This window comes from Enterobacter cloacae complex sp. SYL003, assembly GCF_049236925.1.
Classification (GTDB): Bacteria; Pseudomonadota; Gammaproteobacteria; order Enterobacterales; family Enterobacteriaceae; genus Enterobacter; species Enterobacter intestinihominis.
Genome location: NZ_JBMKJK010000012.1, coordinates 42,961 through 56,083 on the forward strand (window position 1 = coordinate 42,961; position 13,123 = coordinate 56,083).

The following is a 13,123-nucleotide window of genomic DNA, read 5'->3' on the forward strand; positions in this document are numbered from 1 at the left end:
CGGGAATACCACGGAGTTGCGGGAGACGGTTGTTTACCGTTACACTGTTCATGCGTTAGTTTCTCCACTGATACGACACGCCAAGGGGCCCGGAGCTGCACACTCGCGGGCCTCACCCATTTCTGGAAGGCAATAAACACGGGAAATAAGGTTCAGGAACGTCATGAGGGTGACCCTGAACTGATATGCGATATCGTTAAGACTTTGCCACTCGCTCCGGTCAACTACACCATCTTCAATGTAATGGCGGTAAGCATTGACCAGCTCACCAAGCCTCCCCACCAGCTCGGCCAGTTTCAGGCCAATCTCTTCGTTTTCATCATCAGGCACGGCGCCGGGAACGTGAATTCCGTTATCAGTTTCACGAGAGAACGCGTCAGCGATGTAACTTACTCCAGCAGCGCTTTGAAGCACCATTGCCCAGCCCATTGGAAAGATCTGGTCGCCACCAGCACGAAGGCGGTTAAAGAGTGAGTTCTGGGTTTCGTCCAGAATCTCCGCCGCTTCAGCGTATCCGCCTGGCAAAGCGGCAATTGTCTTCCTGATTGCAGCCACCAGCCATGCGGGCTGCTTCTCAACTTTCCATTCAGGTTCTTTACCCACGGTCATATCCTCTTTTCTGTGGTTACTGCTTGTGTTGAGAATTGTTAAATTTGCTGTAGAGAGAGGCGTCGTATTTCAACTTCCCGTTTGTAATTCTTTCGATGTAAAGAGCCTGTTTTTCTGGAATGACCTCTCCCCATTGACAAACGGCACTGTGGGTTACCCCTAAGGCAACTGCGGTTTTAGAAATGCCGCCGTAGTAGTCGACGACTGTCCCTTTATGCATGGTTTGAATCCTCATTAGTTAGCATTCTTACATCGTATATGGACAGCATACTTACGTCAATAAAATGTAAGATTGCTAACGTGCATTCCGAGGAGATTATATGGATACCGTTGGCAGCAGACTGAGATTCAGAAGAAAGCAGAAAAAACTAACCCAGCGCGATGTCGCTGAGTGGGCTGGAGTAAGCGCGTCTGCTGTGACCCAGTGGGAAAGTGATTTAACTAAACTTTCTGGTGAAAACTTGATACTGGTGTGTAAGTGCCTTCAGTGTTCGCCGGAGTGGTTGTTTTTTGGTTCAGGCGATATCGAAAATGGCATTAACATCAACTTAATGTCTGCCAGAGAGGTCCCTCTGATATCCTGGGTGCAAGCTGGCAATTGGACTGAAGTAATTGGCAATCCAAGCAATGAGCAAGTTAAAACGACTCGCAAGCTTTCCGATTCAGCCTTTGCTTTGAGGGTTAAAGGGGATTCAATGACTTCCAGTAAGGAGTTGAGTATTCCTGAAGGTTCTATTGTAATCGTTGAGCCCGAGTTCGGCTTCGTGGATGAAGCAAACGGTAAAATTGTCGTGGCTCAAACGGTTTCTGGCGGTGAGGCGACCTTAAAAAAACTAGCGATAGATCCCCCTTTTTCGTACCTGATTCCACTAAATCCGGCGTTCAAACCCATTGAGGTGAACCAAGAAACCAATCTAATTGGTATAGTTAAGCAAATAATCATTGATCTTTAGACCAAGCCCAACCCTTACAAGCCCGCCGTTCGCGCGGGCTTTTTAGTGCTCAAAAAATAATAGTAAGTAAACTTACAAAATTGACTTGACTGTAAATGTAAGATGTCTAATATTACATCCATCAGCAGCGAACATTGTGGGTAGGCAGTATGAGCACAAGCGCAAAAAGAAAGACGATTAAGTTGCCAGCCGGCGAGACCTTTGCGCCTATTAGCAATAAGTGTAAGAGCTGTGGCTATGTCGAATTGACGCTGCATGTAGATTGCAGCGCCTTGAAAGCTCAAACGCAGGTTGTTGAGGCGGTCAGCAAGCGTTACTTGCCATTAATCGAAAAGGTTCCTGGTGAGATTGTCGAAGTAATCATTGGCAAGCTGATCATCGAACTGAGAGCTCTCGTCTTCAGTTACAACGTGACCACAATTTCCACAGACAGCTCCCGCAAAACTGTCAGAACCTTCAGGTATCGCGGTGCTATCGAAGAGTTCGCCACTGCATTCTGGGCAAGAGAACTTAACTTCGTCCATTTGTAATATCCTTCTTGGTTGTGTGAGAACTCCAAGAATACCACCGAGCCTGATGTGGTGAAAAGACAGGCAGCAGTTGCAGTACGGCATATGGCACATGTGCCGCAGCGGTCCGGGGATTCATTAGGCAGTATCCCGATCCAGCGGGTAGCCGGAATGTGCAAGCCAGTTGTGTACGACAGCCAGAGACGTTTCACCAGCATGGCGATCAGGTGTGACACCTCGGAAGAGACGAGGATGCATTCAGAAAATAAAAAAGCGCCCATAGGACGCTTTGCTCTTTAACAATCTGGATATCCCTAACCCTGCGGGCGGGGACTTGGTTGGACAGGTGGCCGTGGTTGTGTTGGCTTATGTCCACCAGCTCTTTCAATCATCTTGAAATCCTATACTGGAAGATCTCCCCCAAGCCTCGCGAGAAAAGCCTCTTTGCTAGTGAGAGCACGGGAATTGTCAATGCGACCAAGCACTATTGAAGCGCGTTTATGCGCGGCTGGTTTAAGCGATCCCCATGGCTCCGAATCGGAATCCTGCAAAAGTTTAAAGCGGGACAACAATTCCTCATTCGATAGTGCTGGCTCATCTGTGATCAATGCCAGGTATTTTCTTGCATGCTCTGCCGCAACACCTGACGCCCGGGAGAACTGAAATACAACCTGGCAGATCGACAACGCAGCTATCAATGCGCCGACAATAAAATAGCCAGTCACGGAAACAAATACGCCGCACCCGGACAAAATAATTATGAACGTAATTATTCGGTCAATCCGCCCTGTAAGGGTGGCAAACATCTTTTCCAGATAGTGCGAATAATGAATATCAAAAATTATATCGTCGCGGTTCATGCGGTACCTCAGTCTTCGTCGTTGGGTTTTGGTGGCTCAGGTCTCTTAAAAGGAGACATGTGCCGCTCTTCATAATCTGAATAATTTTTCATTGAAAAGTACTCATGTGGTTGCTGGGGATATCCAGATTAACTGAACTCTGGTTGTTGGGGAATAGCCAGATCCACCGAGCCTGATGTGGTGAAAAGACAGGCAAAGTTTTGATTGCTGTGTGTAGTCTTGGCGGTCGGCAGTTTTGAATGTCCTTAATGTCGACCGCCCCTTTTACACAACTGAAAGCGCGTTCAGCGTTCAACTTGAGAGGCCGTAGTCGTTAAATCAACTCAGGAGAACGCGCTCTCAATTGTGGAGAAGCTAACTGGCGGTGGCAGCCGCCCGTTTCACTAAGTGCCCTGGTTGGGTGCTTATTAAAACGAAACCCCTTTATTTTTTGTCGCCAATCGGCGAGGGATTCGTGCAACCAAAATTCAGCGCTGTGCAGAGCGCGTATAACACGGAGAAACTATCCATGACGAACACACAGAACGTCACCGAGTTACAACCACGCATGACCCGGGAGCAGCTGATCGACGCAGCGCGTAAGGCCGCCCCTCTCCTTCCGCCAGCTTATCGCGGCATTATGACCGAACTGGCTAACCGCCTGGACTATACCAGCGTCGCGCTTTGTGAAGCGATGGCTCAGCGTAAGGAACTGGATGCCCAGAACGCTACCCTGCGTGAAGATGTCGCAAGCTGGGCCAAAGAGTGTGACCGCATTGTTGAACGCCACACGAAGACCAGAACCAATATTCATTTACTGGAAGCCCAGCGAGAACTGCGTGAGCTGTCTACCGTCGTCATTTCCCAAAATAACGAGGTGGCTCTCTGATGGCTAACTCATTCAAGCAAATGACACGTGACGGGACCATCAAGCGCACCGATACCGGGATGTTCATCAGCCTTGACCAAATCCATGTGCGTGAAGGTTTCAACAAACGCGAAGATGATGAACGTACCCGCCAGGCAGATGATGACCTCTTCAACTATCTGATGAACGGTGGATCCGTTCCCCCGCTGGAGGTTATCGCCCGTGATGAAGGTGGAGTGTGGGTTGTTGAAGGCCACCGTCGGCGTCGCTGCTATGCGCGCTGTGCAGAAGCTGGTAAGCCAGTAGACCGCATCCACATCATGCCGTTCAACGGTAGCGATGTTCAGCGCCTGGCGCGCATCATGACCAGTAACAACCAGCTCCCGCTATCCGATATGGAACAGGCAGCTGTTATTCAGGAGCTACATAACGCCTTCAACCAGACCACCAGCGAGATAGCAAAACTGATCAACAAGTCTGTCCCTACTGTCGAAAAGCTTCTGCTTCTTAGCACAGCCAATCACGACGTTCAGAAAGAAGTTAAGTCCGGGACCGTGTCTGTAGATGTGGCCGTTGACCGAGTAAAAGAGTTTGGCGAAAAGGCCGGTGAGGTTCTTCAGAAGGATAAAGCTTCTGCTGCTGCCAAAGGTAAGAAGAAAGTCACCCGCAGCGTTATAGCGCCAGAAATTAGCATTAAGAAAGCGCGTCGCCTTGTAGAGCTGATCAGCCTGGCGGGTATAAGCGACACAGGTGTTATCTATCTCGAAGGATTGGTCCATGCAGAAGTCGTGGAAATCATCGACGAGCACAAAGCTATCGCCGTTCAGCGTCATGGAGCAGCATCATGATTACCCTTACCAAAGAATGGCTACTGAAGACAATCGCGGAGCTTGAAGAAGAGCGCGATGCGACGCCCGGAGCAGTAAACGAAGATGCAGCACGGGCGCTTGCTGCGATGAAGCTGGCGCTGGCATCGCTCGAAGCGGAGCCTGTGGCGTGGCTACTGTCAGGCGGCGGCGCAAAAAACAACGTCAGCTTCGATAGTGGCAATGCTTATGCCGACCCGCTGCGAGAAGTAACGCCGCTTTACACCGCCACGCCAGCGCCGGTATCTGTGCCTGATGATGTGCTGAAAGGGCTCTTACCTGATGCTGAGAAGGCTGAGTTCTGGTTTGAGCATAATGGAAAAATCTTGTTTGAAGGTGTGAAGTTTAACAATGCGGTGTTTGACGCCTGCCGCGCCGCCATCCTTCAGGGTGCCGAACCTGTAACGACAGCTTACAAGTTGCGCGATGCGGTGGAAACCATTCGCAACTCCGGCATTGAAATCGACGCTGAGAAAATCCTTGCAGAGCGGGATGATCTCGACTCTCCGGTGATTCCGGATGGTTGGGTGGCGGTGCCGGTCGAGCCTACCCATGAAATGCTTGAGGCTGGTGATGAGCAGTTTGGAACTTACGATGTCTATCGCAGGATGATAGCAGCAGCACCGCAGCAGGAGGTCAAGTGATGGAAAACAGATACATTTCCCACTACTGCGCAGTTAACGGTAATGCTCAATTAGCTGGAATAGTTCAATTAACTTTCCGCATAAAATCACAGGCTGATTTAGACAAGCTGAAGGAGTTGATTTATGGCGATGATTTTAAGCCAAAGGCGATTAGCGCTCTTTCATACCTGGGCCGAGAGAGGAACGAATAATGCCTTCTGCCAAAGTATTGGTTATCACAGTGGTGATGCTAGCTATCTGTCAGCTGATATCCGTGACCGGGTGTGGCATATGGTGAGCAAACTCAAACAGCGGCGCGTGCGCCGCCTTAAAGCAGACGTGGCCTGGTGGCGCGAAGAGGCAGAGGATTGCCGCTCCCGCCTGCTGGAGCTTGCCGGTGAAATCGACAGGCTCAAAAAGCTGGTTATCCGCGTTCCTATGCCAGTACTTATTTCAAAGGAGATGGCCAACCAGCTTTATAACAACGAAACGAAAAGATGTCGTACCTGCAATGATGGCCTCCGTGGTGGGTGCTCATCATGCATTTTCTATAAAAGATAGCCGGGTGCAGCCGGTTAAGTGGAGAGAAACGCATGGGGCAGTTAGTAACACTTCATGAGTGGGCATCTGGTCCTAATGGATTCAAATATCCATTAAGCAACTCAGCATTAAACAAAATAGCAAAGACCAAACAGACTTATCCGCCAGCCTTAAAGCAAGGTCGACGCTGGGTTATAGATGAAGATGCTCGTTTTGTTGGCATGGTTGGCAGTGTTGATATTTCGTCATCATTATCAGACAAGGCCCGCCAGTTAGTGGAGAAAGCAATAAATGGCAGCTCGCCCCAGAAAACATAATGTCAAAATACCCAACCTTTACTGTAAGTTAGATAAGCGTACTTCAAAAATTTATTGGCAATATCGCCACCCTGTAACAGGTTCATTTATTGGATTCGGAACAGATGATGAAGCGGCAAAAGCTGCTGCAATCGAGATGAACCGTATAACCGCAGAACAAGAAACTCAGCAATCTTATGCTCTGATTGATATGGCAATGAAGAGCTCAGGGAAAAAGGATCAAGGTATACGTGTTTCTGAGTGGATTAAAAAATACATCGAAATTCAGATGGAAAGGTTGCGTGACGGTGAGATAAAAAACCCTACTGTAAAATCCAGACGATTATGTTCTCAGATTCTCGCAGATAGAGTGCCAAACCTTCGCCTGAAGGATGTTGATACAAGGCTCATTGCAAAAATTATTGATGAATATAAGGCAGAGGGAAAGCACAGAATGGGCCAACTGATAAGAAGCGTACTAAACGACGTGTTCAAAGAGGCGCAGCATGCTGGCGAGGTTGATCCTGGCTACAACCCAGCCTTAGCTGTAAAAAATCCAATAGCCAAAGTGAAACGAAGCAGACTTAGCATTGAACAATGGAAATTGATTTTTGAAAGCGCAGGCTCTTTGCCGCCTTGCGCTCAAAATTCTATGCTTTTGGCTTTAGTCACCGGGCAAAGGATAGGTGACATAGTCGAGATGAAGTTTAGTGACATTTGGGATAATCACCTTCATGTTACCCAAAATAAAACCGGAATGAAGTTAGCTATCCCCTTAAATTTAAAGTGCGATGCAATCGGGTTGACTCTGGCTGATGTTATTAGTAAGTGTCGCGATAGAGTAGTGAGCCCTTATCTGATCCACCATGTTAAGCATCACGCTTACGGTAAAGCCGGATCTCACGTTCCCGAAAAAACAATATCAAGATATTTTAAGGAGGCAAGAGATAAAGCAAATATTACCTGGCCTAAGGATTGCACTGCCCTTCCGCCGTTTCATGAACAGCGCTCGCTTTCATCAAGAACATACAAAGCTCAGGGTATAGATGTCAAAACTCTTTTAGGGCATAAAACCGAAGCAATGAGCGTAATGTATGGAGATGATCGTGGTCTAGAATGGAAAAAAGTTGTGATTTAAACAGGAAGTTTTGGGGAATTATTTTGGGGATGTTTTGGGGAAAGAGTTTTACGAATTAAATTCAGTCACTTAGATTTTAGCGAATTGCTCCAGAAACAGTCTTCCACCAGCAACGCATGAATCAACAGCCAGCGCTCCCGCTGGCTGTTTTCTTTCAGCCCTCTCCCTCCCGTGCTAATGTAGCAAGCTACGTATTGGCTAATCACAGGTGAAATCGTTATGTCTGATGACGTGACCGGGACGACAACCCATCAGCAGCTAATCAGCTTATTAACCGAGCAGGAGGCGCACTTTCGTGTGGTGGCGCATGAGGCCGTAGGGAAATGCGAAGCGGTCAGTGAAATTCGCGGGACCGATCTCCGCCAGGGAGCAAAAGCGCTGGTCTGTAAGGTAAAAGGCAACGGCGTTAAGAAACATATTCTGGCAATCCTCGCCGCCGATCGGCAGGCCGATCTGAGCCTGCTGGCCAGCCATTTCGGAGGGCTTAAGGCATCTCTCGCCAGTCCGGCCGAAGTGGATGCGCTTACCGGCTGCGTTTTCGGCGCCATTCCCCCCTTCAGCTTTCACCCGGATCTGACGCTGGTCGCCGATCCGCTGCTGTTTGAGCGCTTTGACGAGATCGCCTTTAACGCCGGTCTGCTGGAAAAATCGGTGATTATGGATACCCAGGACTATCTGCGTATCGCCCGTCCTGAACTGGTGTCGTTCCGTAAACAATAAATACAGAGGCTGGCTAACGGTCAGCCGTTTTCCAGCAGCAGCACGGAAGCAATCAAAATAATCGCGATGATAAAAAACGATGAGGAGATAATCAGCGTTTCGACAAACATAGGATCGTTCATGATGCCCTCTGCCTTGCCCATTTCCTTTTTTTTTACTCCCGCATAATGACAGTTAAATGACAATGACGCGTCCGCGAAATGACAATTTTTCGCTGAAACGATTCGCTGTTAACTCCCCTCCCCCGTATAAAGTCACTGTTTAAATACTTTATTTGTTACCGGTATCACGAAAAGAAATTTACGTAACCCCGATGCCAGATCTCGCAATTGTTAACCTTTTCATGATGGTTAACCTTGTTTACGGAGCACCTCATAAATAAACCTTACACTGGCAAGGTGAATACAATGACCGAGATAATTACCCGTAAAGAAAAAATCAGTTATGGGTTAGGCGATATGGCGAGCCATATTGGGCTGGATAACGTCATTATTTTTCTGACGTTTTACTATACGGACGTGGTGGGGTTACCTGCCGCATTCGTGGGCACTATGTTTCTTCTGGCGAGAACCGCCGATGCCATAATTGATCCGGCGATGGGCTATATCGCAGACAGGACGCATACCCGCTGGGGAAAATTCCGCCCCTGGATGCTGTGGCTGGCGCTGCCCTTTGGCGCAAGCTGTCTGCTGACCTACGCCGTGCCGGCGTCGCTCGACCTGCACGGTAAAATGATTTTCGCCACCGTCAGCTATACCCTGATGATGCTGATGTATACCGCAATCAATATTCCCTATTGCTCCATGGGCGCGGTAATTACGCCCGACAACGATGCGCGAATTTCCCTTCAGTCTTATCGCTTTTTCCTTGCCACGCTGGGTGGCGCGTTGTCGACATTCTTTATGATGCCGCTGGCAGAGTTTTTAGGCGGCGACGATAAATTACTGGGCTACCGCTGGGCGATGGCCATTATGGCGACCGTCGCGGTCATCATGTTCTGGATCTGCTTCGCCAATACGCGTGAACGTATTAAGGCTCCCGCCACCCACAATAATTATCTTGCGGAACTACGGGATTTATTACGAAACGACCAATGGCGCGTTGTCGCCGTCCTGGTATTAACCAATATTGGTTTTGGCGTTATTCGCCTTGGCGCAATGATGTATTTCGTCACTTATTATCTCGGTAGCGCAAGCTATTTTATGTGGATGCTCGGCGCGCATATTCTCGGGAAAGCCGCAGGCAGCGCGCTGGCCAAACGTCTGACGCAGAACGTCAGCAAAGTGCAGATGTTTGGATATTGTTCCGTACTGGCGGGGGTACTCAGCATCGCCCTGTTCTTTGCGCCTAAGTCGGTGCTTATTCTGGTGCCCATGACGTTTATCGTCTCCACCCTTTACCAGGCCACCACCACGCTAATGTGGGTGATGATGGCGGATGTCGCCGATTACGGCGAATGGAAACAGGGCAAACGCATGGACGGCGTGATCTTCTCCACCTTCCTCGCCGTACTCAAGCTGGGGATGGCGATCAGCGGCGCGATTGTTGGCTGGACGCTGGGCTTAAGCGGCTATGTTGCCAATGCCCCGGAACAAACTACCACGGCCATGTACTGCATCATCGCCCTCTTCACCGTCGTACCTGGCATCTTGTCGCTCTGCGCGTTTGCCACGCTGCGCTGGTACAAGCTCGACGACAGCACAATGCAATCCATCCATCTCGCCAAACACCCTGTTTAGAAGGACGCATTATCCATGAGTGAGCTGATTCAACATTCCAACTGTATCGAATGGCGTTTTGAACGCCAGATCCTGCGCATCGAACCCTGGGGAGAAAACAGTCTTCGCGTCAGGGCCACCTGCTCCCCGGCATTTGATGACGCCTTACAGGCACTGTTACCCGCCACCCCTTGCCAGGCCGAGATTGTCGCCGAAGCGGAAAGCCTGACGCTGCGCAACGGCAATATTACCGCGACCCTGAACCTTAAAGGTCAGCTGGCCTTCTACAATCAGCGCGGCGAACTGCTGCTGGAGGAGATGTGGCGCCAGCGTTCAACGGTGGGTATCGGTGCCAGCGAGAAGAGTCAGGATAAATATGTCAGCGCTCTGAAGCTGGATAGCCGCGAATTTAAACCGCTGATGGGCGGCAAATATCAGCTCACCGTCCGGTTTGAATCGCGTCCGGATGAACGCATCTATGGCATGGGTCAGTATCAACAGCCGTGGCTGGATCTGAAAGGCTGTACGCTGGAGCTGGCTCAACGCAACTCCCAGGCCAGCGTGCCCTTTATGCAGTCCAGCCTTGGCTATGGCCTGCTGTGGAACAACCCGGCGATTGGTGAAGCCAGCTTTGCAAAAAATCAGACGGAATGGCGCGCCCGCGTCACAGGAGAGATGGACTACTGGATCACCGCCGCTGACACGGTGGCGGAGATCACCCGCCAGTATGTGAAAGCCACCGGTACTCCGCCCCCCGCCCCGGCGTTTATCAGTGGACTGTGGCAGTGCAAATTGCGATACCGCACCCAGCAGGAGGTGCTTGAGGTTGCGCGGGAGTATCGCCGCCGTAATCTGCCGCTGTCGGTGATGGTCATCGACTTTTTCCACTGGCCGAATCAGGGCACCTGGTGCTTCGACCCCGTAGACTGGCCCGATCCTGAAGGCATGGTCGACGAGCTGCGCGAAATGGGTATTGCGCTGATGGTGTCGGTGTGGCCAACGGTAGAGGCGCGCAGCCCCCTCTACCCGCTGATGAAAGCCAAAGGCTGGCTTGTCAGCAGTGAGCGCGGCGTGCAGGTCAACCTCGATTTTATGGGCAATACCACCTTCTTTGATGCGACCCATCCAGAGGCGCGGAAATTCGTCTGGGATACGGTGAAAAAAAATTACTACGACATGGGCATTAAGCTGTTCTGGCTGGACGAAGCGGAGCCGGAATATCGCGCCTATGATTTTGACAACTATCGCTACCACGCCGGTCCGGTACTGGAAGTGGGCAATCGCTACCCGCGTGACTTTGCACAGGGCTTTTACGATGGGCTCCAGGCAAACGGCGAAACCGACATTGTTAACCTGGTACGCTGCGCCTGGGCTGGCAGCCAACGCTTCGGCGTGCTGGCGTGGTCGGGTGATGTCCACTCCTCGTTCCATGCTTTTCGCAATCAACTCGCCGCAGGACTGAATATGGGGCTGGCGGGGATCCCATGGTGGACGACCGATATCGGCGGCTTCCAGGGAGGGAACGTTAACGACCCGGCGTTCCATGAATTGCTGATCCGTTGGTTCCAGTGGGCGGTGTTTACACCGGTACTGCGCATGCACGGCTATCGCGAACCGCAGATCCAACCTCCGGAGCGCTACCGTGACGGTATTCCTCAGTGTAACAGCGGTTCGCCTAATGAGCTGTGGAGTTACGGAGAAGAGAATTACGCCATCATGCAGCACTGGCTTACCGTGCGCGAAACCCTGCGCCCGTATATTGACGCGTTGTACCGGCAGGCTCATCTGCACGGAGACCCGCTCATGCGTCCGCTGTTCTGGCACTATCCGAAGGATAAGCAGAGCTGGGCGTGTGAAGATCAGTATCTGTTTGGTGAAGATCTTCTGGTGGCGCCGGTTATGCAGGCCGGTCAGCGTGAGCGCGATGTCTGGCTGCCGACGGGCAATAGCTGGATCGCCCTCAACGGTGAGCGCTACGCCGGTGGGGAGCATATCCGGGTGCCTGCGGCGCTGGAAACCATCCCGGTGTTTATCCGCGAAGGGAGTCCGCTTATCCAGCAACTGGTGGACTGACGTCAGGCAAGTGCCCAAAAATAGACAATTTTTTTAGTAAAGCCTGCCTGCCGTCGCGTTTGCGCGTAAAGTAAGCAGGCTTACTATTTTTGGCAAGGATCCCGTCATGTTCGACCCTACACTACTCATACTTCTGGCCCTGGCTGCTTTGGGTTTTGTCAGCCACAATACCACCGTCGCGATTTCCATTTTGGTCCTGATCATCGTTCGCGTCACACCGTTGAACACCTTCTTCCCGTGGATAGAAAAACAGGGGCTTACCATCGGGATCATTATTTTGACCATCGGTGTGATGGCCCCGATTGCCAGCGGAACGCTACCGGCCTCAACGCTGCTGCACTCCTTTGTGAACTGGAAATCGCTGGTGGCGATTGCAGTGGGCGTTTTTGTCTCATGGCTTGGCGGGCGCGGCGTGACGCTGATGAGCAGCCAGCCTTCTCTGGTGGCCGGGCTGCTGGTGGGCACCGTGTTAGGCGTGGCGCTATTTCGTGGCGTGCCGGTTGGCCCGCTGATTGCTGCCGGACTGGTTTCGCTGTTTATCGGGAAGTCGTAGTCAGGCTGGCGATATAGCGGGCGGGCGTCTGTCCCAGTCCTTTCTTGAACATGGTGATAAAGGCGGTGGTGGAGTCATACCCCAGCGCCTGCGCCGCCTGCTGGACCGACTTTCCGCCGATCAAAAACTGCAATGCGACAATCAGCTGGAGCTGGTGTCGCCAGCGGCGAAAGCTTAAGCCGGTCTCTTTCACCACCAGCCGCGCCAGATTGCGCTCGCTCATGGCAAAGTGGCTGGCCCACTGCGCCAGCGTCTGCCAGGCGGCAGGTTCGTTTGCCATGGTCTCACTCATCAGACGAATTTTCGGATGCGGAGATACCGGCAGCTGGAGATGCTCCTGCGGTTGCAGGGGCAGTTCATCAAACAGGACGTCAACCAGCCTTCCGGTAGCGGGAAGAGGCAGTTCCTCCTGTGACCTGTCCGCGAGCGCCAGCACCAGCTCCCGCACCAGGGGTGATATTTTCAACGTACAGGTACGGGTCGGCAATTCGAGCGCACCGGGTTCAATAAACAGCAGGCAGAGCTGCGCGCCGGGCGTCGCCTTGTTGCTGTGCGGCGTTTGACCCGGGATCCACACCGCATACTGGGGCGGTACCATCAGCATCGCGTTCTCTACTTCACAGGTGATCGCTCCTCCCAACGCCATAATCAGCTGCCCTTTGCGGTGCTGATGCAGCGGAATGTACTGTTCTTGTGCCACCACGCGGATGCGAAAGGCCACCGCCGCGTCGTGCTGGCTATCGGGATCGTAGCCGTCGAGTCCCAGTCCATACATAAAGATGTCCGATATTAGCGATAAACTGTCATTTTAGCCTGAT

Annotated in this window: 17 protein-coding genes; 11 read left to right on the forward strand and 6 right to left on the reverse strand. The window is 51.4% G+C overall.

Annotated features, from left to right (window positions below; genetic code table 11):
- Window positions 1-48 precede the first annotated feature (48 nt).
- Together ACOT1A_RS15940 and ACOT1A_RS15945 are read right to left on the reverse strand one after the other, a co-directional pair.
- Window positions 49-603, reverse strand: coding sequence for a YmfL family putative regulatory protein (locus tag ACOT1A_RS15940; RefSeq protein ID WP_047359615.1), 555 nt, complete (start codon window positions 601-603; stop codon window positions 49-51).
- 22 nt (window positions 604-625) lie between these two features.
- Entirely contained in the window at window positions 626-829 is a 204-nt protein-coding gene (locus ACOT1A_RS15945) for a Cro/CI family transcriptional regulator (protein ID WP_032637917.1), read from the reverse strand.
- A gap of 100 nt (window positions 830-929) precedes the next feature.
- Between ACOT1A_RS15945 and ACOT1A_RS15950 the strand changes: the two genes are divergently transcribed.
- Complete coding sequence (locus ACOT1A_RS15950) at window positions 930-1,562, forward strand: LexA family protein (protein WP_421625526.1); 633 nt, start codon at window positions 930-932, stop codon at window positions 1,560-1,562.
- A gap of 323 nt (window positions 1,563-1,885) precedes the next feature.
- Here ACOT1A_RS15950 and ACOT1A_RS15955 read toward each other — a convergent pair whose 3' ends face one another.
- Both ACOT1A_RS15955 and ACOT1A_RS15960 read right to left on the reverse strand, forming a co-directional pair.
- Entirely contained in the window at window positions 1,886-2,185 is a 300-nt protein-coding gene (locus ACOT1A_RS15955; protein WP_415347652.1) for an ECs_2282 family putative zinc-binding protein, read from the reverse strand.
- Between the two features lie 287 nt (window positions 2,186-2,472).
- Complete coding sequence (locus ACOT1A_RS15960; protein WP_022648914.1) at window positions 2,473-2,931, reverse strand: hypothetical protein; 459 nt, start codon at window positions 2,929-2,931, stop codon at window positions 2,473-2,475.
- A 508-nt stretch (window positions 2,932-3,439) separates the two neighbouring features.
- Here ACOT1A_RS15960 and ACOT1A_RS15965 point away from each other — a divergent pair.
- The 7 genes from ACOT1A_RS15965 (at window position 3,440) to ACOT1A_RS15995 (ending at window position 7,961) form a co-directional block, all read left to right on the forward strand.
- Window positions 3,440-3,799 carry a hypothetical protein gene (locus tag ACOT1A_RS15965; RefSeq protein ID WP_421625527.1) on the forward strand — a complete coding sequence of 120 codons (360 nt, stop codon included), beginning with the start codon at window positions 3,440-3,442 and terminating at the stop codon, window positions 3,797-3,799.
- Complete coding sequence (locus ACOT1A_RS15970) at window positions 3,799-4,626, forward strand: hypothetical protein (protein ID WP_047746053.1); 828 nt, start codon at window positions 3,799-3,801, stop codon at window positions 4,624-4,626. The genes ACOT1A_RS15965 and ACOT1A_RS15970 overlap by 1 nt, the downstream gene beginning before the upstream one ends.
- Window positions 4,626-5,288: a hypothetical protein gene (locus ACOT1A_RS15975; RefSeq protein WP_421625529.1), complete on the forward strand. Its 663-nt coding sequence runs from the start codon at window positions 4,626-4,628 to the stop codon at window positions 5,286-5,288. The genes ACOT1A_RS15970 and ACOT1A_RS15975 overlap by 1 nt, the downstream gene beginning before the upstream one ends.
- A 123-nt stretch (window positions 5,289-5,411) precedes the next feature.
- Window positions 5,412-5,828, forward strand: a complete 417-nt coding sequence (locus ACOT1A_RS15980) for a hypothetical protein (RefSeq protein ID WP_233176676.1) — start codon at window positions 5,412-5,414, stop codon at window positions 5,826-5,828.
- Window positions 5,829-5,860: 32 nt separating this feature from the next.
- Entirely contained in the window at window positions 5,861-6,124 is a 264-nt protein-coding gene (locus tag ACOT1A_RS15985) for an excisionase (RefSeq protein ID WP_022650818.1), read from the forward strand.
- Window positions 6,099-7,241 (forward strand): phage integrase Arm DNA-binding domain-containing protein, encoded by a 1,143-nt coding sequence (locus ACOT1A_RS15990; RefSeq protein WP_032103854.1) that lies wholly within the window; start codon window positions 6,099-6,101, stop codon window positions 7,239-7,241. The genes ACOT1A_RS15985 and ACOT1A_RS15990 overlap by 26 nt, the downstream gene beginning before the upstream one ends.
- A 219-nt stretch (window positions 7,242-7,460) precedes the next feature.
- On the forward strand, window positions 7,461-7,961 hold the full coding sequence (locus ACOT1A_RS15995; RefSeq protein ID WP_023299826.1) for a YbaK/prolyl-tRNA synthetase associated domain-containing protein: 501 nt from the start codon (window positions 7,461-7,463) through the stop codon (window positions 7,959-7,961).
- A 20-nt stretch (window positions 7,962-7,981) separates the two neighbouring features.
- On the opposite strand, the gene yoaI is transcribed toward ACOT1A_RS15995, so the two are convergent.
- Window positions 7,982-8,083, reverse strand: a complete 102-nt coding sequence (gene yoaI / locus ACOT1A_RS16000; protein ID WP_017384693.1) for a small membrane protein YoaI — start codon at window positions 8,081-8,083, stop codon at window positions 7,982-7,984.
- A gap of 285 nt (window positions 8,084-8,368) precedes the next feature.
- Here yoaI and ACOT1A_RS16005 point away from each other — a divergent pair, with 285 nt between their 5' ends.
- From ACOT1A_RS16005 to ACOT1A_RS16015, 3 genes are all read left to right on the forward strand, one after another.
- A complete protein-coding gene (locus ACOT1A_RS16005; protein WP_023299825.1) occupies window positions 8,369-9,700 on the forward strand; it encodes a glycoside-pentoside-hexuronide (GPH):cation symporter in 1,332 nt (443 codons plus the stop codon).
- Window positions 9,701-9,715: 15 nt separating this feature from the next.
- A complete protein-coding gene (locus ACOT1A_RS16010) occupies window positions 9,716-11,752 on the forward strand; it encodes a glycoside hydrolase family 31 protein (protein WP_276170102.1) in 2,037 nt (678 codons plus the stop codon).
- A 106-nt stretch (window positions 11,753-11,858) separates the two neighbouring features.
- On the forward strand, window positions 11,859-12,305 hold the full coding sequence (locus ACOT1A_RS16015) for a DUF441 domain-containing protein (RefSeq protein ID WP_003857881.1): 447 nt from the start codon (window positions 11,859-11,861) through the stop codon (window positions 12,303-12,305).
- On the opposite strand, the gene ACOT1A_RS16020 is transcribed toward ACOT1A_RS16015, so the two are convergent.
- Window positions 12,289-13,080: an AraC family transcriptional regulator gene (locus tag ACOT1A_RS16020; protein WP_023305889.1), complete on the reverse strand. Its 792-nt coding sequence runs from the start codon at window positions 13,078-13,080 to the stop codon at window positions 12,289-12,291. The genes ACOT1A_RS16015 and ACOT1A_RS16020 overlap by 17 nt on opposite strands.
- Between the last annotated feature and the right edge of the window lie 43 nt (window positions 13,081-13,123).